The following is a 22,138-nucleotide window of genomic DNA, read 5'->3' as shown; positions in this document are numbered from 1 at the left end:
CACCTACTTGTCGGCGAAGAGGTCGTTGATCTCGGTCTGGTCGGGCTGCAGGTAGACCTTGTACTCGACGACGTCGTCATACGCGCTGAGCGGCACCTGGTTCCGCGTCTCGCCTGAAGAATCGCCCCCACCGACCGGGATCTTCACGTCGATCCGGCCGCCGAACTCCGCCTTGCCCTCGGTCTCGTGGAAGGCCTTGGTCACGACCGCGCCGTCGGCGTCCAGCCCGACGACCGTGAGGAACTCCACGGACCCGGTGTGGCGCGGCATGCCGGCACGCACGGCCCCGAGGCCGATGCTCACCGGCAGCACCGCGTCCTTGCCCTCCCCCTCGATCTCCCCGACCTCGGCCTCGAGCTCGTAGTAGTCGTCGATGAGCGGGTTTCGCTGCGAGCCCGTCTGCCCGGTCGTCACCTCGTGCCCGGCTACGCCGTCCTTGGCGTCAGCCAGCTCGACCAGCTCCGTCAGGTCGAACGCCTGGAAACGGTAGGACTGCCCCGGCTGCAGCGGCACTCGGACGTCCTCCCGCCCGGACACGCCGTCGATCGCCACGTCGAGGTTCAGATCGAACATGCAGGGGACGTCGAGCTCGTTCGTCACCGTGACCGGGACGTATGCCCGCCACGTCCGCCCGAGGCTCTCGGCCCATTCGTCGCCGGTCGCGGTGGTCGGCTTGCCGAAGTCGAGCGTGAGGTCCCCGTCCTTCACCGTGCCCGCCGCGCACCACCGGGAGGCGTCGATCGTGCGCTCGGGCGAGGGCGTCGCCGACGGGGACGACGGCGAGGCCGGGGGCGCAGTCGTCGTCGCAGGGATCGTCGGTTCAGCGCCTCCCCCGCTGCACGCGCTGAGCACGAGAGAGGCGGCTGCCGCCGTCACCGTCGCTCCGACCATGGCCCAACGACGGCTCAGCACGCTCACTACCTCCACAGGGATCGACAGACCTGGTTGGAAACTACGTTCAGCGCACCCTGCTCGCAACTGCTGGTGCGTCTCTGTCACCACGCCGCACGGTCGACGAGCATGAGCACGACGTCCCCCACCCCGACGCGAGCTCCCGGCTGCAGCACGACCGCCTCCATCGGTGCGATCCGCACCCCGTCGATCTCGACACCGTTGGTCGAGGCGTTGTCGATGATCGAGCATGTGTCCCCGTCCACCTGGACGATCGCGTGCTTCTTGCTCACCGTGTCACCCGCGACCGCGATGTCCACCCGGGCCCGCCGACGACCCACCACCGTGATCGGCTTCGTGAGCCACACGGTCGCTCCGGTCGAGAGGTCCTGCAGCCCGAACCGCTGCACGGCGGGCTGTCCGGCAGACGGCTCCGCGTGACGCGGGTACCCGAGAGGAGTCTCCTCGGGTACGGCGTGCTCCGGCGTCGGAACTCCTGTCGGCGGTGCGGCGGCCACTGCGCCAGCGCCCTGGGGATGGACCGGCCCAGCAGGGTGGTCAGCCGGCACGCCCGGGATCGCAGGCAAGGCCGCCGGGGCGCTGGGGGCTGCAGGTGCCGGCGGGGCCGCAGCGGCTGCCGAGGTGGCGATCGCCGGAACGGCACCAGCAGTCTCCGCGGCCGCGGCGCGCGCCGCCGCCTTGGCCGCGGCGCGCGCCCTCCGACCGCGGTCGTAGCGTTCCTTGTTCTCCTTCGAGTAGTGCTGGAGAAGGTAGGCGAGCGACACGTGGTCCGCGTCCTCCGGCTCGAGCGTCGCAGCCGCGCGCGCCGCGGGGACGGGCTTCCCCGCCGGGACGGTCGCTCCGCCTGGCACCGCGAAACCAGGCCCTGTGGCTCGCGGAGCTGCACCCGACGCGGACGCCGGGGCGCCCCACTCCGGCAGCGGCGCGGACTCGCTCACGGTCTGGACGACGGGACTCGCACCCCCGGGTGCCTGCTGCGGCGCCTGTGTGCTGCTCGTCGCGCCGCGTCCGGCGGCCTCGGAGACGCGAGTGGCCCTGAGCAGACGTGACAGTCGCGAGACGTCCCCCGCAGCAGAGCTCCCCAGGACGTTGATGAGGTCGCTCACGTAGGACGTGTCGTCCTGCGGCGCGTAGCGGAGGTTGAAGATCACGCGCTTGAAGAACCCGACAGGATCCCCGTGGTCGGAACCGTCTAGCGGGACGCAGATCATCGTCACCGCACCGTCGGCGGTGACGAAGACCCGTTCCGGGTCGTACAGGAGCGCGCTCGTGGGGATCATGTGGCGGCCCGCAGCGAGAACCGCCTCCACCATCCCGTCGAGGAGCGCGAGGACCTGGTCCTTCGTCAGGGGCGTGTCCATCCGGCTCGCGAGCGACTCGCCTGGCGCAGCGAACGAGAGCTCCACCCGGTCGTCGAGCTGGGTGCGCCGGACCGCGGCCACGCCCGGGATCTCGTTGTGGGTGAGCATGCCCCACGTGACGCTGTCGAGCGTGGCGCCCTCGGGGAGCGTCGTCGTGAGTCGGCCTGCGGCGCGGTCGTCGGCCAGCTCGGGGAAGATCGTCATCAGTACCTCTGCAGCTTGATCTGGTACCAGCCGGCGTCGCCGTCCGGCGTCGAACCGGGCTCCGGGTCAGTCTGGGCGGCCGCTCCAGCGGCCGCATCCCGTGCCGGACTCTCGGCAGTCTCTGGGGTTCCTGTCTCTGGGGCTTGCTCCGTCGTGCTGCTGTCGGACAACGACGGGTGCTCGGGAGCGGCCGCCAGGCGTACCAGCGCGGTGCCCTCCGAGCTGAAGCGGGTCGCGTCGAGGAATGTCGGCGCGATGACCACGGTGCCCTCGGCGTCGGCATAGCCCCAGAGCTCTCCTGTGCGGACAGGAGCGAGACCGTGCGCGAACGATCGCGCATCGGCGAACGCAGGCTCGACGACGAGATCGCCGCTCGTGTCGATGAAGCCCCACAGGTCGCCGACGCGGACAGCCGCTGCCCCTTCCTCGCCGAATGCTCGAGCGTCGTCGTAGACGCCGTCACCGATGCGCTCACCGTCAGTGTCGAAGAGCTGGAACTGGGTGCCGACCTTCGCGAGGTACCGCCCTTGGTTCACCAGCACGCCCGCCTCGTCCACGGCAAGCGCTGCGTAGCCCTCGCCGACGACGGAGCCGTCCCGGCGCACGACGTTCCACGTGTCGCCCGTCCGGGTTCCCGCGAGCCCTCCCGCGAACGAGGTCACCTCGTCGAACGTGCCGGGCTCGAGGACCGGTCGGAAGGACTGGTCGAGGAACGTCCAGGCACCTGAGGGTGCCTTCGCCGCGAACACACCGTCCGTGAGGATCCCGTACGCCTCGTACCCTGCCCGGACCGCTGCCAGCGTCTGTCGTCCCTTCTCGTCGACGAACTGCGGCAGCCCCTCGTCGACCACGAAGCGGTTCCCCTCCCACATCGGGCCGGCCGCTTCGTAGCGGCCGTTGAGGGAGATCCCCGCCGCGTCCACGTGCAGCCAGCGTCCCTGGTCGTCGCGCACCGCGGCGACGTCGTACCTGCCGTACGGAAGCACGTCGGCGAAGTGCGCCAGCCCGGTCGTGTACTGGTAGGCGACGCGGGCATAGATCGCGTCGAGCACCTCGGAGCGCACGTCGCGCGACCGTGCGCTCATCACCGCGGCATAGGCCCCGGCGACGTCCTCTCCGTCGGCATATGCCTGCGCGAGCCTCTCGTAGCCTTCGGGTGTCTCGGGGTACGCCGCCACGAACTGCTCGAGCTCCTCGACGTAGACGTCTCGTGGGGCGTCGGACGCGAGGAAGGCGACGAGCTCGCGGTGCACGTCGAGGTCAGGCTTCAGCGCGAGCGCAGCACGGTACTCAGCGCGACCTTCCTGGATCGCGCCGATCTCGACAGCGCCCCGCGCAGCCGTGAGGTGCTCTGCATAGGCTGCTTCCGCCTCGGCGCCTGCGCGCGCGAGCGAGAACCACCCGCCCCCCACGAGCAGGACGAGCACCCCCAAGACCAAGAACCGGTACGACTTCACCTAGAGCACACCCCTGATCGAGACGAGAACCACTGCGAGGACCGTACCGGCGGCGATGCTTGGAACCATGGCGAACGAGTCCTTGCGCGTCAGCCTGCGCGTCGCCAGAGCGGTGACGGCGACCGCGAAGGACACCAGCAACGAGGCAAGGATCGAGGCGAGCGCGAGCTGCGTGCCGAGATAGAGCGTCAGTACGCCGAAGAGCTTGACGTCGCCCATCCCGATACCGCCCCGGCCGACGATCGACAGGGTCGCGAAGAAGCCGACGATGATCGCGGCAGTGACGACCTCCGCGCGGATCATGTCGACAAAGCTGCCGCCCATGGTCAGCGCCTCCCACACGTAGATGACCGCGCGGCCCGCCAGCAGGGCGAGGATCGCCCGGTTCGGCACGACGTGCTCGCGGCGGTCGATGAGGGCGAGCGGCGCGAGCGACACGATCACCAGCACGAGCCGCACCTGGTACGGAGCGACCAGACCGAGCCGCTGCCACAGCAGGGCTACGCCGACGACCACCGCGACCGAACCAGGAAGGACCCACCATCCCGGCGCCGAGGGGGCGAGAACGCGGCCGATGTCACCACGCGAGAGCACGGTGCCGCTGCGGACCCCGAGCGCGACGAGCCACGCGCACGACACGATGATCGCGAGCCCTGTCAGGGCCGCGACGAGGAGCGGGTCGTTCATCCGTTGGCACCCCACACACCCGACTCGGCGTGCGCCTTCATCGACACGTCGATGTCCCAGAAGAACAGGACTCGCAAGGTGTACTCGGCGTCCAGGACGACCCGCTCGTCGTTGATGGCGGTCGCTCCCGTGAAGCTCACACCGTCGGCTCCCCCGACGACGCCAAACGCATTGAGGCTCGAGCTCTCGTCGCCCAGGTGCTTCGCCATCACAGCCTTCGCTCCCGCACGCGCGTCGCTCATGAAGGCCTGGGCGAGCGGGCTGTCGGAGCCGTGGGTGCCGAAGACGTCACCGCTGCCACCGAGCTCGCTCGACAAGGTGTCCAGCGCAGTCTTGACCCGGTTGACGTCCTGACCCACCTGGGTGGTGCGGATGTACCGGTACTGGGAGATCTCCATGGCCGTCTGGTTGAGCGCGACGGAGATCTTCGCCTGCGCGACGGCCCACGAGGAGATCGACAGGATGATGAGCATGAAGCCGACGTAGAGCGGCAGAGCGACAGCTGCCTCGACGATGAGGTGCCCCTCGTCGCGACGCGCACGTCGCACAGGTGTGCGTGCCATGTCAGAACCCACCCACCGTCGTGAGCCGCTTGAGACCTGCGTCTCCTTCGAACAGCGCGCCGCCGGAGTCATAGTCGAAGAAGGTGCTGACCAGGGGCGTCATCTGGTACTCAGCGGTGACGGTGAATGCCGTGTGGGTGTTGGACAGCTCGAAGCCGTCGTTCCCGGCATAGCCCATGTTGTGCTCGATGATGTCCCCCGCGCGCGTGACCACGCCGTCCGGGTCGACGAAGGTCGTCACGATGAGGAAGATCTGCAGGTAGTTGCGGTAGCTCAGCTCAGGGCCGTCCTTGCCGCCACCCGGTCCGGGACCACCGGGGCCGGACGGCCCAGGACCGCTCGGGCCCCCAGGACCGCTCGGTCCCCCAGGACCTGATCCCGGTCCGGTGCCTTCCGTCCTGCCGTTCCACCCTTCAGGCAGCGCACCGTCCAGAAGGTCCATCAACGCTCCGGTGAAGACGGAGAGCTTCGCGCGGTAGAGCGGGACCTTCTCGCCCTTGTGGAGCGCGACGAGGTCGTCGACCGACTGGAGGATGGCCGCGAGCACCGGGACGACGAAGGACAGGGCGGTGCCCACGATCGGCACGGCGGCGATGGCCGACCTGATCGCCGTGACGACCGGGTCCCGGAACGCGGTGATCAGGTTGACGGCCAGCCGCACGAGGAAGACCATCCCGTACGCCCCGACCGCGCTGTTGGCCCCCGTGAGAACGTACTCCGCCTCGACAGCGCAGGTCGTGTCCTTGCAGTCCGGGAACGGTTCGTACGTCAGCCGGACCTGGTCCGGGTTCTCGTGCTCCACCGTCGAGTAGGTGAACTGGCCGACGACGTACTGCGTGATGAGCGCGGCGTCACGGACGTCCTTGAGGACCTTCTCGATGTTGCCGAGCAGCCCGATGATCCCGTCGATCGCGTCGTCGCTGTTGTCGGCGAGCTCGTCCTTGTTGCTCGAACCACCGACGTTCCGGCCGGGCCCCGAGTCGCTCGAGCCCGCGCCGCCGGGGAAGGCCGTCTGCGACGAGAGGTCCTCGAAGAGGTCGCCGTAGGCGGCCCACTTCTCCTTCAGGAGGGCGAAGAACTTGGTGAGGACCTCGAAACCTCCCTCGCCCACCTCGTCCTTGAGGGCCTGGACGAGCAGGTCCTTGAGCTCCCCCACAGCCTTGCGGACCTGGTCGCGCACCAGCTCCTGCACCTCGTTGACGATCCGGTCGCGGAACGCCGCGATACGTCCCTCGATCTTGGTGCGCAGCTCCTGGATCGCGGCGTCGATCGCCTCGGGCGACGTCGACTCGTCGATGCCTTCGAGGTACGACTCGAGATAGTCCGTGCCGAAGCTCTTGAGCTTGTCGTACGACGTGATCGACGCGAAGTCCGGCATCTCCAGCTTCAAGGACGCGCGGATGTCCGCGACGAAGTCGTCGACCGTGGTGCCGACGTCGTCGATGACGCCCTCGCCGAGCGACTTCACCGCCTCCTCGATCGCGTCGATGAACGCGCTGGTGTCCTCGAGCTCCCGATCAGCCGCCGTGATGTCCTCGGCGACCTGGTCGCCCCCCTCTGCCGCGTGCTCGTCACGCGCTGCCTCGAGGTCGCTCGTCGGCTTGCCGCGCAGCTCCTCGATCGCGTCGAGGAGCGGTTGCGGATCGAGCCCTGTCACCTTCGTCCGGAAGGTGGTCGCTGCGTCCGCGAGGCCCGTCACCGTGTCGACCACCCGCTTCAGGTTCGCCGACGCACGATCCTTGTCGCTCTTCGGGACGTCCTCTCCCGCAAGATCGCGCGCCAGCGTCTCGAAGGCGTCGGCATAGATGTCGACGATGTCCGGGTCACCGGTCAACAGGTTGACCATGGCGTCGATCTTCGCGAGGAGCGCGTCCAGCTCCGCGAGGACCGCATCGACGTCCTCCATGAGGTTGGTCGCTTCTTCGAGGACGTCAGCGACCTTGTTGAGGTACTGGACCCGTGCCCGGATGAGCTCCATGTTCGTCTTGATGGTCTGGAGCCACGTGAGCGTCTCGGTCAGCTCTCCCACGAAACCCACGGGCGCGCGGTACTTCATGAACTCGACGATCTGGTTGTTGAGCACCCGGGGCTCACCCAGGTTGGCGCGAGACACCGGGATCACCTCGGCCGACCCGGGGATGGTCACACGGATGATGTCCCCGCCGCCTCCGCCGCTCAGCGCGGCCTTGACGATCTGGTCGGCATCCGCTGAGAGGCTCTCGTCCTCGATGACACCGAGGAGGCCGAACAGCTTGCTGAGCTGAGCGTCGTGCTGTGCGAGCACGTCGTTGAGGGCGAGCTGCTCGGCCGAGCGCACGACCGTGCGCGACAGGTGGCCCCGGCCTCCGTCGACGAAGACGCCTGCCACGACCACCATGGGGACGAGCAGGAGCGTGAGGATGACGGTCACCGAACCCGGTGAGCCGTCCTTGCGGCGCAGGCGCATGACCGCGGGACTCCTTTAGGGGTTCAGCCGATGTTCTCGACGTAGCTACGGAAACGTTCGATCTCGACGGCGAGGCCGGTCACCGCGGAGATCTCGTCGTTGAACTCGGCCCGGAGGTCATCGAGGATCTCGACGTTGCGGACGAACTCGCCCATGCTGGTGACGTTGCTCGTCGACTCGGACGCGAAGTCGAGCCCGATCCGGCCGGACGGGACGATGAACGAGGCGACAGGAAGCTGAAAGCCGTAGTCAGCGCTGACGACGTAGTCGCCGTAGACCAGGCTGGAGCGGTAGTCGACGCCTAGCTCTCGCAGGTTCGGCGCGAGTCCGAAGAACGAAGCGCGCCCGTCGGCAACCTCGGCCTTGAGTGCCGCCTCGTTGGCCGCAGCGCTGGCTGCGACGTCAGAGTCGGCGCCGCCGTTGAAGAGGAAACGGTAGGGGTTGTTCTCGATCCCGCCGACGTCGAGCGACCCGCCACCAGATCCGTTGTTCACGGAGACGTTGGCGAGAGAGGAGTTGGCGACCTCGGCCGCGCCTTCGATCGAGTAGCGCATGACTGCTGCCTCGATCCACGAGCGCTGATAGAACATGTCGCCCACGTAGAGGAGGAGGGCGAGCACCGCGAAGACCACCGGGTAGATGAAGGCGGCCTCGACGATGACCAGACCACTCTCGTCACGTGCCCGGCGCAGCCGACGGCGCGGGCCGCGGGAGGGGCGCGTGCGTGCGGCCCCAGCCGTGTCGCGCCGTCGGCTGGTCAGCACGTCAGCCGACCGATCCGATACCCGAGTTGATCTTCTCGAACATGCTGGTCAGCCAGCCCTTGATCTGACCCTGGAAGAGCACGATGAGCGCAACCGCAAGGACGATGAGGAGCACCGTGGCGACGATGTTCACCTCGCCCCGCTCGTCACGGACAGCACGCAGCACACGTGCTGCCACCGAGCGCAGGCCAATCTCGGCACGGATGAGTGCGGTGGTCATTCGGTTCCTCCTGTGTGGTGAGCTGCCCCTGAGGCGCTGCTGATCATCGACGAGCACGTCACTTGTCGAGGTTGGTGAAGACCGGTTGGGCGACGAACGTCCAGCTCTTGACCGAGTCGTAGGTGGACATCGGCATGAGCTCGCGTGCGTAGCCGCTGGAACCGCCACCTGCGATGGCGAACCAGGTCGTGGTCTCTCCGGGCACCTTGAGCGCCGGCTGCATGTTGCGCGAGATGGTGATGACGTTCCCCTGACCGTCGAGCCCGAGGAGCCAGAAGTCGTCGTCGCGTGCAGAACTCAGTCGCTCCGGCATCCCTTCGGCGACCGCGGTCGTCGTCGCGACGACCGGCACCGTGGCTGCGGAACCGACACCCTCGCGCTCCCCGACCTCGAACGTCAGGTCGTAGTAGTCGCCGAAGTAGCGGGCGCTCTTGGCCTTCGTCACCGAGGGCGTGAGCGCCGCAGGCGCGTCGACCGACTCTGCGTCCGGGAGCCCGAGCGCGACGTCGAGGTCGAACATCTGACCCGAGTAGGACTGTCCTGGCATCAACGGCACGGAGAAGCCGTCCGTCGCCTTGCCGCCTTCACCGTCGACCGCGAGGTCGACCGTGATCGCGAAGACGCACCTGACGTCCATCGTGTTGGTGAACGTGAACGGGAGGTAGTGGCGCCACTTGCGGTCGAGGTACGACGACCACTCGTCCGACGCTGCACCGATCTCGCCGAAGGTCAGCGTGTAGTCGCTCTCTGCGCGGTCGCCCGGCTCGCACCACTGCGCGGTGTCCCCGCCCGTCGTGGGGGCCGCCGTCGAGCTGCCACCGCTGGGCGCCGACGTCGGCGTGGGGTCGCCACCGTCCGAGCAAGCGCCGAGCAGGGCCGCCACTGCGAGCACCGCGGCCGCGGTCTTCCATCGATTCACGTTCACGTCCTGTGTCCTTAGTGTCGGCTGCGGCGAGACTAGCTGCGCAGCAAGGGCCCCGCAAAAGATAGCGGGGTGAAGTATCGGCAGCGAGCGGAACCGTGTCCGGCCACCGGTTCGACCGGTCGACAGCGGTGCGGCGGGACCCTATTCTCCACGTGACCCCTCGCCGACAAACCTGAGGAACGATGCGCATCCAGCTCGCGGTGCTCGACACCGACACCACGTACCTCACCCGGTTGCAGGAGCACCTCGCCGCGGGCTACCCCGGGCGTATCGAGGTCCTTGCGTTCACGTCACTCGAGGGGGCGCTCGCGTCGATCACGTCGACCCGCACCCACGTGCTCGTCGCGGCCGAGTCGTTCGACGTCGACCCTGACCAGCTTCCGCCGCGCATGGTGCTCGCCCGGCTCGTCGACTCCCCTGAGGTGGCGTCCGTCCGAGGCGTCCCAGCCATCCCGCGGTACGCGCCCGTCGACTCCTTCTACCGCTCGGTCGTCGCACTGTTCGACGACGCCGCCGAGGCGGTGCAGATGCGCCCGTCGCGGGCCGGGGACGCGGGCCACCTCGTCGTCGTCACCTCCCCCGTCGGCGGCGTCGGGACGACCTCGACGGCGATCGCCGTCGCACGCTCGCTCTCGATGCAGGCAGACGGGCCGCGCACCCTCTACCTGTCGCTGGACCCGTGCGAGGACGTCTCTGCCCGCTTCGGTCTCACGAGCGCGCCCCACGGGACGTTCTCCGACGTCGTCTACGCGGTCAAGCGCCGGCGCGGCAACCTCCAGCTCCAGCTCGAGCAGCACGCGTACCGCGACGCCTTCGGCACGCTGTTCTTCGCGAGCTCTCCTCTCGCGAGTGACGTCCTCGAGCTCGCGGACGACGACATCGCACTCCTGACGGAGCACCTCAGCGGCGGCGGCTTCGACGCCGCGGTGCTCGACGTCCCGTTCGACCTCGGCCCGCGAACCCTCAAGCTGCTCGACGCCGCCAGCCAGGTCGTCCTCGTCTCGGACGGCACGCCGTCGGCGAACGCGAAGATCACGCGGGCGCTCGGGGCGCTCGAGCTGCTCTCCGGCCAGCACGACCTCTCGCTCCTGCCCCGCACCGGCCTGCTCTACAACCGGTGGGGCGCGGGCTCGGCACGGCTCGAGAACCTGCCGATCTCTGAGATCGGTGGCATCGCCCGGTTCGACGGCGGCGGCGAGGAGCAGGTCATCAACGCCATCTACGCGTCAGGCAGCCTCGACCGCGTCGTCCAGGCAGTCGCACGATGACGCCGGAGCGGCTCGGGGAGATCGCCGAACGTCTGCGGACGCACATCCTGTCGAACGCGGAGCTCACGCGCCTCGACGACGACGCTCTCGAGGACCACATCCGTGGCGCTCTCGAGGAGCAGGTCTCGGGCGAGTACGTGTCCGTCACCGACCGCGTGCGGGTCGTCCAGCAGGTCTACGGCTCGATCCGTGGCCTCGGCCTGCTCGACTCTCTCCTGTCTGACGAGTCGGTCACCGAGGTGATGGTGAACGGCCCTGACAGCATCTTCGTCGAACGCAACGGCCAGGTGCAGGAGGTTCCAGGGAGCTTTGAGAGCTCGCGCCGCCTCGAGGACATCATCCAGCGCATCGTCGGGCAGGCGGGGCGTGAGGTGAACCAGGCCAACCCCATCGTCGACACGCGGCTGCCGGACGGTTCGCGCGTCAACGTCGTGCTCCCGCCCGTCGCGCTCGACGGGCCTACCGTGACGATCCGTAAGTTCTCACGAGACCCCATGACGATGCGGCGCCTGATCGGGTACGGCTCGGTCACGCCCGAGGTCGCTGACTTCCTCGCGACGCTCGTACGCAGCCGGTACAACATCTTCATCTCGGGCGGGACAGGGTCGGGCAAGACGACCTTCCTCAACGCCCTGACGAACTTCGTCGGGCAGGACGAGCGGCTCATCACGATCGAGGACTCGGCCGAGCTCCAGATCGACGGCGTCGACAACCTCGTGCGTCTCGAGACCCGCAACGCGAACGTCGCCGGGGTCGGTGAGATCTCGATGCGCCAGCTGATCCGTTCGTCGCTCCGCATGCGCCCCGAACGGATCGTCGTCGGTGAGGTGCGCGGCGCGGAGGCTCTCGACATGCTCCAGGCGATGAACACCGGCCACGACGGTTCCCTGTCGACCGGGCACGCCAACTCCACCCGGGACATGCTCAGCCGGCTCGAGACGATGGTTCTCCAGGCCTCGTCGACCCTTCCCCTCGAGGCGATCCGTCACCAGATCGCGTCCGCGCTCGACATCGTGATCCACCTGTCACGACTGCGTGACCACACCCGCCGGACCATGGAGATCGCCGAGGTCGTGGGCTACGAGCACGGGCAGATCGTCCTCAACCCCCTCTACGAGTTCCAGGAGGACCCGTCCTCGACGTTCACCCACGTCGCCGGAGCGCTCGTGCGCACCGACAACCCGATGCTCAACGTCGACAAGCTACGCCTGGCCGGGTACCAGGACGAGTTCTGATGCCGCAGGAAGGACGCCCCGCCATGGCAGAGAAGCGCCCGAAGAAGACGAAGGCGGAACCCCAGTGGCTCCGCTCCCCGATCAACACGAAGGTCTACAACTACCGCGTCTACCACCTCACGCTCGGTGAGCTGGCGCTCTACAGCCTCCTGGCGTTCAGCGTCGCAGGCGCAGTCGGCTACCTCTTCTTCGGCGGCCTGGGCAAGGATGCTGAAGGTGCACGGACGACCGTCACGAACGTGATCGACACGATCGTCGTGCTGGCCAGCGGCGGGTTCGCCACGAAGTACTTCCTCAAGGTGCGCGCCGACCAGATCCGTGACGCGCGCCGCAAGACGCTCGAGCGTCAGTTCCGCGACCTCCTCGAGAGCGTCTCGACGTCCCTCTCGGCCGGGTCGACAGTCATCCGCGCCTTCGACGACGCGCGCAAAGACCTGGCGAACCAGTACGCCGACGACGCTCCGATCGTGCAGGAGCTCAACGTGATCGTCGCGGGGTTCCACAACAACATCCGGATCGAGGAGATGATCCGTGACCTCGGCGAGCGGTCCGGCAGCACGGACATCAAGTCGTTCGCCAACGTGTTCGAGATCGCCTATCTCCGCGGCGCCGACATGAAGGAGGCGGTGCGCAACGCGCACCTCATCATCTCCGAGAAGATGGCGATGAACGAGGAGATCGAGACGAGCTTCGTGGCCTCGAAGAACGAGTCGCTCATCATGGTGGCGCTGCCCGTCGTCCTGGTCGCGGTCCTCAAGTCCAGCGGCGGCTCGTTCGCCACCGCGCTCGCGACCCCTGCGGGGGTGCTCTGCACCCTCGTCGCGGTCGGGATGTTCATCGGCGCCTATGCGCTCTCCCGCAAGATCATGACGATCGAGATCTGACCATGACAACTTCGCAGATCGCACTCATGTCCCTCGGGACTGTCCTCCTCGCCGGCTGGATCGTCCTCTTCGCCGTCGGTCGCAAGCATGCTCCGCTGTTCGAGGGGATCAGCGAGAAGGAGTTCCCGCTCCACGAGCTCTACCCCGTCGGCTACACGTTCCTCGAGATCACGCGGTACTCGTTCCGGTCCCGTGCCGACCTGCAGCTGCGCCAGCTCATGGACGTGCTCTTCACGCGCCAGTACGCGGAGTTCTACATGAGGACCGTGCGTGCCCAGCAGGTGACGGTCGGGCTGACCTGCCTCGTCGCCTCGTTCGGCATCTACGGCATCACCCGCTCCGCGGGCTTCCTCGTCGTCCTGATCATCCTCTCCGGGCTCGCCGCATACTACTACGGCGACCAGGTCCGCAACCGCGTGCGCTTGCGCGGCGAGGCGATGTACCGGGACTTCTGCGACATGGTGTCCTCCCTCGCGCTGCTCACCAACGCGGGCATGATCCTGAGGGACGCATGGACCCAGACCAGCCTCGCGGGCGACGGTGTCCTGTACGAGGAGATGCGGCTCGCCGTGAGCGCGATGCAGAACGGCACGCCTGACGCCGAGGCCATCCAGCAGTTCGGCACGAGGTCCATGCTTCCCGAGATCAAGCGGTTCACGTCGACTCTCGTCCAGTCGATCCAGCGCGGTGGCAGCGACCTCCCGACCATCCTCACGGGCCAGTCGACCGAGAGCTGGCACGTGAAGAAGCAGGCCGTCCAGCGTGAGGGCAACAAGGCCGGGAGCAAGCTGCTGTTCCCGATGATCCTGATGTTCGGCGGGATCCTCATCATGGTCGTGGTCCCGATGTTCCTGTCCCTCGGGGTGTGACCCGCAAGACGATGAGCGCTGACGACACCTTCCCGGGAGCGTTGCCTCTCGCGTGCCCGACCTGCGGGTCGCAGCAGCGCTACGCCCCCGGCACGTCCTCGTTGACGTGCACCGCCTGCGGGGCTGGCACCCCGGTCTACGCGCAGAGCGGCGCCGCACTCGTCGAGCATCCCTACGACGACTGGGTGCACGGCAACGCCGGGCGACAGGTCGCCGGCCTCGGCGGGGTCGTCATGAGCTGCGAGGGCTGCCACGCGACGACCGAGATGGACGAGCTCGCGAGCGTGTGCCAGTTCTGCGGCGGGCACCTCGTGCAGGTCACCTCGCCCGAGGGCGTCGTGCCGCCGTCGGGCGTGCTGCCGTTCCTTCTCGACCGACGTCAGGCGGCCGATGCCTTCACCGCCTGGGTCACGAGCCACCACCTCGGCATCGACGAGCTCACGACCGTCAACGCGGCAGAGTCCTTCACGAGCACGTACCTGCCGCTGTGGAGCTTCTCCGCGACGGCGACCACCACGTACGAGGGACGGCGCGGGGACCGCAAGCCTGTGCTGCTCCCCGGCGACCGCGTCGAGCTGCACACCGAGTGGCAGGAGGTCGCGGGCACGGTGACGACCCGGATCGAGAGCCAGGTCGTCGAAGGACGCGAGGTCTCCGCGGTCCAGGGTCGGCTCGTGAAGAACGTCGAGCTGGAGGGGACCGTCCCGTTCCAGCCTGAGTACCTCGCGGGGCACACCGCGACGCGCTACGACCGCGACCCGGCCTCCGCGTTCGAGGAGGTGCGTCGGGGGGTCGAGGAGAGGCGCATACCGAAGGACGTCCGCAACCACATCGGCGGTGACCGGACCGATGTGCGGTCGGCGCTCACCGGGTACTCGGACGTGCGGTTCGCGCTCATCCTCGCGCCGTTGTGGGTGCTCACGTACATCGCCGCCGGCAAGACGTGGCAGGTGCTCGTCGACGGCCGCACGGGCGAGGTAGCGGGCGAGTTCCCGGTTGACGGCGGCAAGCTCGCACGGCTCCTGCTGACGTGGCTGGGGAAGCTCGCCCTGGTCGTCGTCGGGCTCGCGGCGGTCGTGTACTTCTTCAACCGCTGACGCCCGGCCCGCTCCGGCGCCGCTGCCCAGCGCCACGCGACGACGGGCTGCCTGAGCACCTGCAGAGGTGCTCAGGGAAGGCCGGAGACACGACGAGGCCCGCACCACCGAAGTGGTGCGGGCCTCGTCAGCGATCAGCCCCGAGGGGCAGGGATCACTTGAGCTCGACGGTCGCGCCAGCGCCCTCGAGGGCAGCCTTCGCGGCCTCAGCCTTGTCCTTCGCGACACCCTCGAGAACCGGCTTCGGGGCACCGTCAACGAGGTCCTTGGCCTCCTTCAGGCCGAGGCTCGTGAGGGCGCGCACCTCCTTGATGACCTGGATCTTCTTGTCACCGGCGGCGGCGAGGATGACGTCGAACTCGTCCTTCTCCTCCTCAGCCTCGACAGCGCCACCCGCGGCGGGGGCGGCAACGGCGACGGCGGCGGGAGCCGCAGCGGTGACCTCGAAGGTCTCCTCGAAAGCCTTCACGAACTCGGAGAGCTCGATGAGGGAGAGCTCCTTGAAAGCCTCGATGAGCTCGGCGGTGGTGAGCTTCGCCATGATCGGCGTTCCTTCCTGTTGTCCTGCGTGAAGCAGAGAAAATGGTGTGAATGCTGGTTGCGCGAACGGTTCCGTGAGGAAACGTCAGGCAGCAGCCGAAGCCTGCTTCTCGCGCAGGGCGTCGATGGTGCGCACGGCCTGCGAGGCAGGAGCCGTGAACAGGTAGGCCGCCTGGAACAGCTTCGCCTTGAAGGCGCCAGCTGCCTTGGCCAGAAGAACCTCGCGGGACTCGAGGTCCGCGAGCTTCGTGATGTCCTCAGCGGTCAGCGCGCGTCCGTCGAGGACACCCGCCTTGATGACCAGCTGGGGGTTCGCCTTGGCGAAGTCACGCAGACCCTTGGCAGCCTCGACCGGGTCACCGGTCACGAAGGCGACAGCCGAGGGCCCGGCGAGCACGGCGTCGTCGATCTCGACGCCGGCCTCCTTGGCCGCGATAGCGGTCAGCGTGTTCTTCACCACGGCGTAGGTTGCGTTGCCGCTGAGCGACCGACGCAGCTGCTTGAGCTGCGCGACGGTGAGCCCGCGGTACTCGGTCAGCACAACAGCGCTGGACTCACGGAAGTTCTCCGTGAGCTCTGCAACTGCCGCTGCCTTGTCCGGCCTCGCCATGGCAATCCTTCCGATGGTGGTACCGCCGGCACCGGCCCCGGGAAAGAGAAAAGAGCCCCGCGCAGTCGCGAGGCTCTCGGCGGGCTGACGCCCGGACAGTTCGCACCTGCGCCGGCCCCCGTTCTCACGGAGCTTCGGTCACTCGCACCTGGGCACGACTGACGACCTGCGGTCTTTGGTAACCGGACGAGACTAACCGAACCCGGGCCTGTTCGCCAAATCCCCGCCACGGCCTCCGGCAGCGCTCACGCGACGTCCGACGTCAGGCAGACGAACGGCGACGCGTCCCCCGCGTCCGCCGTCACCACCGCGAGCGCCCGCGCCGGGTCGAACCCGGCGCGCACGAGCTCGTGGAGACGCGGCATGACGGCGCCCGCATGCTCGTCGGAGACAGGCTCGACAGCCGCGACGACGTGCCGCACCCCGAGCCTCAGGAGCACCGCGGCGAGCCCGAGCGACTGGCCGCCCGGCACCGCCGTCGCGCCGCCGACCTCGCACGCGGACAGCACCACGAGCCCCGCAGAGAGCGGCTCCCCGTCGAGCTCGTACGCGAACAGCGGGCCGTCCGCGAGCAGCACCGAGGAGAAGAGAGGGTTGTCCGCGACGTGCTTGCCGTGGACCGCGAGGTGCACGACGTCGTCGGACCGCAAGGCATGCGCGGTCGCGGCGCACGTCGCCGCTTCCCCGGTCAACGCAGCCGCACCCGGGTACCCCGCGACGACCGCGGCGACCTCCCGCGCCGCGAGCGGGACGGCCGGCCCCGCGACCGCCGTCGTGCGTGGCGCCGAGCCGGGGACACCTCCCGGTCGCGCGCCCAGGAAGATCCCCGGACCGCACGGCGTCGGACGCCCGCGGCGCGACGGGAGCACGCCCCACGGGAGCGTCACGAGCCACGCAGGGCCGACCACCCGCAACGTGCCCACCTCCCCGAGCGGCGCGAGCAGCCCGGCGTCGAGGAGGGCGGCCTCGCGCGCGAGCGAAGCACGCGCGACGTCGCGCAGCGGCCCCGGCACGAGCGCGTTGGAGACCATGCGCAGGTCCGAGCGCAGACGCCGGGCCGACTCCTCCCAACGGGTCGCGTCACCCAGGTCGACGAGGCGCTCCATGCCCGCCGAGAGGACGGCGGCGAGCAACCGTCCGCGCACGACGACGAACTGCGCGAGGGTGACCTCCGGCGCGTCCCTCAGCCGCCCGCGCACCTCGGCTGCCGTGAAGGGTCGTGGAGCGCGACCACCGCCCGCCTCCTGCCAGGAGAGCTCCCGCACCTGGTCACGCAAGGCGTTCGCCCGCTCACGCAGCTCGGCGAGCCGGCCGACCGCCGCGGTCGGCTCTACCGCGCGCAGCTGCTCGCTCACCCGCCGCAGCTCGGCGGACAGCGCCGCGAGCGGCCCCGACGCGTCGCGCGGCCGCACCCGCGCAGGCCCCGCGAACACCGAACGCCCACGGTCCACCGCCTCGAGGACCTCCCCCGCATCTCCCGTCCGGCACGCGGCTGCGAGGTCGACCTCCGCGAGCCGCCGACCGTGGATCGCGCTCGCCGTGACCGCCTCGACCGAGCCGAACTGGGCCCGGAACTCCCCGAGCACCTCCTGCGCCCTGCGCACGACCGCCTGCCCCGCCGCGCGGTCACCCCCGTCGAACTCGAGGAGCGCCTCCACGACGGCGCCGTGCACCCTCGACTCCACGGGACCGTCATGTCGTGCGGCCGCAGCGCCCTCGAGGAGCGTCGCGGCAGCCGCACCGTCCCCCGCGACCGCCCGGGCCTCGGCGGCGACCAGCCGCACACGCGTCCCGACATCAGCGGTGACGCGCCCCGACTCGTCGCGCTCGGACGCGTCGAGCAGCGCCTCCGCCTCCGTCGCGAGCTCGACGAGCTCGACGAGCTCGTCGCGCGGCGGCTCCTCGGCGCCGGTCAGAGCGCCCAGGCGCGCCTGCAGCTCCGTCAGGTGCGCACGCGCCGACCACACCACGTTGCCACGGTCGCCGAAGCGACGACGGGCCGACGCCGCGAGCTCGGCCGCGTCGGCGGCACGGCCGCTGAGCAGAGCACACCGTGCACGCAGCACCTCGACCTCAGCGAGGTCCTGCTCGAGGCCGCGCTCCTCGAACAGCGCGCCCGCGCGGGCGAGCCGCTCGTCAGCCTCGCCGACGAGGCCCGCCTCGAACAGCACCTGCGCGCGGTCGAGCAGCGCGATCGGCAGGGCGGACAGGTCGAGCCCGACGTCGGGCAGGTGCGTCTGCGCGGCGCGCTCCATCGCGGCGAGCGCCTGCGGCAGGTCGCCCGCGAGGAACTCCGCGTAACCGAGGTTGTGGCTCGACTTGAACAAGAGCATCGCGTCGCCCATCGCCTCGGCTCGCGCGACGCACGCGCCGAGATCGGCGCGTGCCGCCGCGAGGTCACCACGGTCGAGGTGCAGGCTGCCGCGGTTGAGCAGGAGGATGCACGCGTCGCGCGGCTCCGAGTCGTCGATGAGCTCGATCGCGGCGTCGAAGTGCGCCAGGGCCGCGTCGGGGTTGCCCGTGCGCAGGGCGTGCAGCGCACGCTGCCCGTGGACGGCGACGACGACGGACGCGGCGTCGATCCCACGCGCGAGGCCGAGCGCGTCGGCGAGCCGGTCGTCGCACGCGTCACCGTCGCCGTCGACCTCGAACTGCGGCATCGCGAGAGCGAGGAGGAGGCGCGCGCGCACGAGCTCCGTGTCGCCGGAGACGGGGGCCGCGCCGAGGTCGTCGAGCGCGCGTGCGAGGACCTCGGCGGCCTCCCGCGGCACCCCTCGGTCGGCGAGCGCGAGGCCGTCGCGGAGCGCGGCCCAGGCGCGGTCCGTGGGGGACGCGGGAGCAGCGAGGTCGTCGGCTCCGTCTGCGCGATCGCGCACCAGTGCACCCCTTGACGTCTGTGCGCGCCGGGTGCTCCCTGCCCCGTCGTCGCCCGGTCAGTGTAGCGACGGCGGGCGACGACGGGCAGAGTTCTTCCTAGTCAGCGGCAGGTTGCAGGCCCACGGCGGACCCGACCGCGGTCCAGGTGCGACCCCGCTGGTCCTTCGCCCTGGCGCCGACCTCGCCCGCATCCCCGGTCACGTCGCCAGGACGCTCGCCGAACAGGTGCGCCGCGATCTGGCCGGCGAGGACCGGTCCGGCGAAGGACGTGCCGCTCCACACCGCGAAGCCACCCTGGAAGGCGTCGGGGTCGATCGTCGCGCGCGGGTTCGGGTCGTAGAGGCCGGGGGCCTCCCGCGTGGCCTGCCACGTCCCGTCGAGCGTGACCGGGGCAGTGCTCACGAGCCCCGCGCCGGGGCGCAGCGTCGTCACCCACGGGCCGTCGTTGCTGAAGAAGGCGGTGGTCCCGTCGGGATTGAGCGCCCCGACGGTCGCCATGGGCGCGAACGCTCGCGGGACCTCCCGGGGGTCGACGACCTCGACGCCGCCGGAGCGGTGGTCGACGAGCGGCGCGAACGCGGCCGGGAAGGTCGGGCGCGTGACGCCGTCATTGCCCGACGACGCGACGACCGCGACTCCCCAGCGGCGCAGAGCCCGAAGTGCGCGGGCGAACGGCTCGTCGAACGCCGCGTCCTCGGGACGCTCGTGGTAGTAGCCGAACGACAGCGCGACGACGTCCACCGGGGCGTACCCCTCGAAGCCGGCGAGGCCGAGGACGTGGAAGCGCAGCAGGTTGCGCAGCGACCGCAAGAGGTCAGACTCCGCGACGACGCCAGCCCCCCCGTAGACGCGGCACGAGAGGATCGCTGCGTCCGGCGCCGTCTGGCGGACGAGGCCCGCGATGAACGTGCCGTGGCCCGCGACCGGGTCGAGCGGCCCGGTGAGCGGAGCGAGCGACATGCCCCCGATCTCGGAGTCCTCGACCTGGGCTGCCGGCGGCGTGAAGCAGCCGATCGGCGCGCCGAGCACCTGCGGGTCACGCACGACGACGTCATCCCTGAGCCACGGGTGCTCGCCGACACCCGTGTCGAGGATCGCGACGACCGGGCGGCGTGTGCCGTCGGCCGCGCGGTACGGCGAGTCTCCGTCCGCGAGACGGCGCTGCGGGGCGGCACCTGCCCACATGACCGGCTGACGCCCTCCGGACCCGATGGCCGCGTACTCCGCGAGACCCGACGCGGGGTGGGACTGCGTGAACGGGTGCGACTGCGTGAACGGATGGGACTGCGTGAAGGGGTGCGACTGGGTGAAGGGGTGCGACTGCGTGAAGGGGTGGGACTGGGTGAACGGGTGCGACTGGGTGAACGGGTGCGACTGGGTGAACGGCACCGCGCTCACCACGTGCTCGAGCCCGTACACCGGTACCGACGACCAGCTCTCCGGGTCGCGCGACGGCCTGTCGCCGACCTCGCCCGCCTCGAGCTGCACCTTCTGCAGGATGTCCCACGCCTCCGGCGGGGACTGGACCCGTCCCGGCTCAGGAACGAGCGTCACCGCGTAGGTCTCGTCGCCCAGGTCGACAGCCGCGAGCAGCTCGCGGGCTCGAGGATCGTCGTTCTCGCCTCCGACCACGACCGGGACGTCGGGCACGACCGCGTACCCCTCCTCAGCGGCGACCTTTCGCAGCAGGTCGAGGCCAGGCAGCGCCGGCTCGCCGTCACCCGGCGTGGAACCCACGGGACGCGGGCCCGAGACGATGATCCGGTCGTTCACGTACCAGGTGGGCTGGAGCCGCACGGCACCGAGCGTCTGGTCGGCGCCCGACGGGTCGAGGAACCTCGTCCGCCACTGCAGCGGGTCGTTGTCACCGTAGGGCAAGGGCTGGTCTCGCGGCGGGACGGCCACGTGGCCTCCTTCAGATCTCGATGGTCGGAGTCGTCAGGGTCGCGGTGCCGGACCCGACGTCGTGCAGGACAAACCCGACGAGGCCCCGCTCGACGCGAGGAAACGCGAAACGACCTCCCTCGTCAGCCACGACCGTGCGTGGCTCGCTCCCAGCCCGCCGGAGCTCCACCTCGAGCTCACGCGGCGGGGAGACCCATCCGTCGACGCGCACCGCGCCGTCGTCGGAGGTCAGCGTGATCATCATGCTCAACGCGCTCGCGGTGAAGGTCACCGTGCGGGCAGCGACCGTGCTACCGCCCTCGCTGCGCATCGCACCCTCGTACGACGCCAGCTCTTGGAGGCTCATCACCTCGGCGTCGAGCGCCGCGAGAGTCATCGCGAAGAGCGACCGCTCGACGAGATCACGCGGCACGGGGTCGCTCGCCTCGAGCGCGCCGCGCAGGCGACGCATGACCTGTGCGTCCACCTCGTCGAGCAGGCCGCCTGCAAGCTCGTCCACATGTGCTTCTGTCACGACCGAACGCCCCCATCCGACTCGAGCCTGACCCTGAGCTTGGCCAGGCAACGGCCCCTGGTGGGGCCGATACTCCCGACCGGCATCCCGAGCGCCACCGATACCGACGCGTAGTCGGGCCGGTCCACGAACGCCACGAGACGCAACAGCCGTTGACACCTCTCGTCCAGAGATCCGACGGCGTCCCAGAGAGCCCGGTCCCGCTCAGCGCGGATGACCGTCTCGCTCGGATCGACCGATACGCCGGGGATCGGCGCGCCCCCGGCACGCGCCGATCCCTCGGCGTGGACGTCACCATCGAGCTCTGCGAGCCTCCTGCTCCCCCGAACAGTCCGCCACGCCGCACGCCTCGCGGACACCAACAGCCACTGCAGCACGGCCTGAGGATCTCGGATGGTCGTGGCCTTGCGGACCAGCTGCACCCAGACCCCCTGGACCACGTCCTGAGCCTCCTCGGCATCCACGCCCTGTCCCCTGACGATGTGCCAGAGCAACGGGGTGACGTCCCGGACGAGCGTCTCGAGAGAGCCGGTGTCGCCGTCGAGGTAGGCCGTCAGCGCGGCAGACGCGCGTCCAGCCAGATCGTCGTCACGGGCCCCCACCCGTGCTCGATCGTCCGCAACGGCGTCCATCCCAGCTCCTTCGGTACGTTCGCCTGAACACCGACAGGAGCTCAGGGTGGTTCGGCCTGATACATCGACATCGTGGCGTTCTAGGGAGAGTCGATGTGGCCTCTGTCACAACGTAGCGGTGCGGAAGATACCGCTCTACCCCCGCTCACGCACGAAGGCCGGTCCCCG

Annotated in this window: 20 protein-coding genes; 5 read left to right on the top strand and 15 right to left on the bottom strand. The window is 69.6% G+C overall.

Annotated elements, in window-relative coordinates:
- Positions 1-3 precede the first annotated feature (3 nt).
- The 9 genes from AC4F3Q_RS01060 to AC4F3Q_RS01020 form a co-directional block, all read right to left on the bottom strand.
- Positions 4-912: a hypothetical protein gene (locus AC4F3Q_RS01060; protein ID WP_168446294.1), complete on the bottom strand. Its 909-nt coding sequence runs from the start codon at positions 910-912 to the stop codon at positions 4-6.
- 83 nt (positions 913-995) lie between these two features.
- Entirely contained in the window at positions 996-2,477 is a 1,482-nt protein-coding gene (locus tag AC4F3Q_RS01055; RefSeq protein ID WP_491038390.1) for an FHA domain-containing protein, read from the bottom strand.
- Positions 2,477-3,934: a WG repeat-containing protein gene (locus AC4F3Q_RS01050; RefSeq protein WP_491038389.1), complete on the bottom strand. Its 1,458-nt coding sequence runs from the start codon at positions 3,932-3,934 to the stop codon at positions 2,477-2,479. Before AC4F3Q_RS01050 ends, AC4F3Q_RS01055 begins: the two co-directional genes overlap by 1 nt.
- Positions 3,935-4,621, bottom strand: a complete 687-nt coding sequence (locus AC4F3Q_RS01045) for a prepilin peptidase (RefSeq protein WP_491038388.1) — start codon at positions 4,619-4,621, stop codon at positions 3,935-3,937. It lies immediately after the preceding gene.
- A complete protein-coding gene (locus AC4F3Q_RS01040) occupies positions 4,618-5,184 on the bottom strand; it encodes a hypothetical protein (protein ID WP_491038387.1) in 567 nt (188 codons plus the stop codon). Before AC4F3Q_RS01040 ends, AC4F3Q_RS01045 begins: the two co-directional genes overlap by 4 nt.
- Position 5,185: 1 nt before the next feature.
- Positions 5,186-7,630 (bottom strand): DUF5702 domain-containing protein, encoded by a 2,445-nt coding sequence (locus AC4F3Q_RS01035; protein WP_491038386.1) that lies wholly within the window; start codon positions 7,628-7,630, stop codon positions 5,186-5,188.
- Positions 7,631-7,653: 23 nt separating this feature from the next.
- Positions 7,654-8,394, bottom strand: a complete 741-nt coding sequence (locus AC4F3Q_RS01030; protein WP_491038385.1) for a TadE/TadG family type IV pilus assembly protein — start codon at positions 8,392-8,394, stop codon at positions 7,654-7,656.
- Position 8,395: 1 nt separating this feature from the next.
- Positions 8,396-8,614 carry a Flp1 family type IVb pilin gene (locus AC4F3Q_RS01025; RefSeq protein ID WP_491038384.1) on the bottom strand — a complete coding sequence of 73 codons (219 nt, stop codon included), beginning with the start codon at positions 8,612-8,614 and terminating at the stop codon, positions 8,396-8,398.
- Positions 8,615-8,672: 58 nt separating this feature from the next.
- Complete coding sequence (locus AC4F3Q_RS01020; RefSeq protein WP_491038383.1) at positions 8,673-9,539, bottom strand: hypothetical protein; 867 nt, start codon at positions 9,537-9,539, stop codon at positions 8,673-8,675.
- A 182-nt stretch (positions 9,540-9,721) separates the two neighbouring features.
- Here AC4F3Q_RS01020 and AC4F3Q_RS01015 point away from each other — a divergent pair, with 182 nt between their 5' ends.
- From AC4F3Q_RS01015 to AC4F3Q_RS00995, 5 genes are read left to right on the top strand one after another with little or no spacing between them, the layout of a single operon-like run.
- A complete protein-coding gene (locus AC4F3Q_RS01015; protein WP_491038382.1) occupies positions 9,722-10,807 on the top strand; it encodes a P-loop NTPase family protein in 1,086 nt (361 codons plus the stop codon).
- Complete coding sequence (locus tag AC4F3Q_RS01010; RefSeq protein WP_168446304.1) at positions 10,804-12,042, top strand: TadA family conjugal transfer-associated ATPase; 1,239 nt, start codon at positions 10,804-10,806, stop codon at positions 12,040-12,042. Before AC4F3Q_RS01015 ends, AC4F3Q_RS01010 begins: the two co-directional genes overlap by 4 nt.
- Positions 12,043-12,065: 23 nt before the next feature.
- On the top strand, positions 12,066-12,926 hold the full coding sequence (locus tag AC4F3Q_RS01005) for a type II secretion system F family protein (protein WP_168446305.1): 861 nt from the start codon (positions 12,066-12,068) through the stop codon (positions 12,924-12,926).
- 2 nt (positions 12,927-12,928) lie between these two features.
- Entirely contained in the window at positions 12,929-13,795 is an 867-nt protein-coding gene (locus AC4F3Q_RS01000) for a type II secretion system F family protein (protein ID WP_491038381.1), read from the top strand.
- Positions 13,792-14,892 carry a hypothetical protein gene (locus AC4F3Q_RS00995; RefSeq protein WP_491038380.1) on the top strand — a complete coding sequence of 367 codons (1,101 nt, stop codon included), beginning with the start codon at positions 13,792-13,794 and terminating at the stop codon, positions 14,890-14,892. The genes AC4F3Q_RS01000 and AC4F3Q_RS00995 overlap by 4 nt, the downstream gene beginning before the upstream one ends.
- A gap of 154 nt (positions 14,893-15,046) precedes the next feature.
- Here the strand turns inward: AC4F3Q_RS00995 and rplL are convergent, their stop codons facing one another.
- The 6 genes from rplL to AC4F3Q_RS00965 all read right to left on the bottom strand — a co-directional run bounded on the left by rplL (position 15,047) and on the right by AC4F3Q_RS00965 (position 21,970).
- Positions 15,047-15,433 (bottom strand): 50S ribosomal protein L7/L12, encoded by a 387-nt coding sequence (gene rplL, locus AC4F3Q_RS00990; RefSeq protein ID WP_168446307.1) that lies wholly within the window; start codon positions 15,431-15,433, stop codon positions 15,047-15,049.
- An 84-nt stretch (positions 15,434-15,517) separates the two neighbouring features.
- The gene (gene rplJ / locus AC4F3Q_RS00985; protein ID WP_168446308.1) at positions 15,518-16,042 is read right to left on the bottom strand and encodes a 50S ribosomal protein L10; all 525 of its coding nucleotides are present in this window, start codon (positions 16,040-16,042) and stop codon (positions 15,518-15,520) included.
- Positions 16,043-16,287: 245 nt separating this feature from the next.
- Entirely contained in the window at positions 16,288-18,918 is a 2,631-nt protein-coding gene (locus AC4F3Q_RS00980) for a CHAT domain-containing protein (protein WP_491038379.1), read from the bottom strand.
- Between the two features lie 97 nt (positions 18,919-19,015).
- Positions 19,016-20,824 carry a S8 family peptidase gene (locus AC4F3Q_RS00975; protein WP_491038378.1) on the bottom strand — a complete coding sequence of 603 codons (1,809 nt, stop codon included), beginning with the start codon at positions 20,822-20,824 and terminating at the stop codon, positions 19,016-19,018.
- Positions 20,825-20,834: 10 nt separating this feature from the next.
- Entirely contained in the window at positions 20,835-21,323 is a 489-nt protein-coding gene (locus AC4F3Q_RS00970; protein WP_491038377.1) for a hypothetical protein, read from the bottom strand.
- Between the two features lie 11 nt (positions 21,324-21,334).
- Complete coding sequence (locus AC4F3Q_RS00965) at positions 21,335-21,970, bottom strand: RNA polymerase sigma factor (protein ID WP_491038376.1); 636 nt, start codon at positions 21,968-21,970, stop codon at positions 21,335-21,337.
- Positions 21,971-22,138 lie beyond the last annotated feature (168 nt).

The organism is Flavimobilis sp. BM9 (assembly GCF_058313055.1).
Note: the sequence above shows the minus strand (reverse complement) of the source record. Positions and strands in the feature narration are given on the sequence as shown.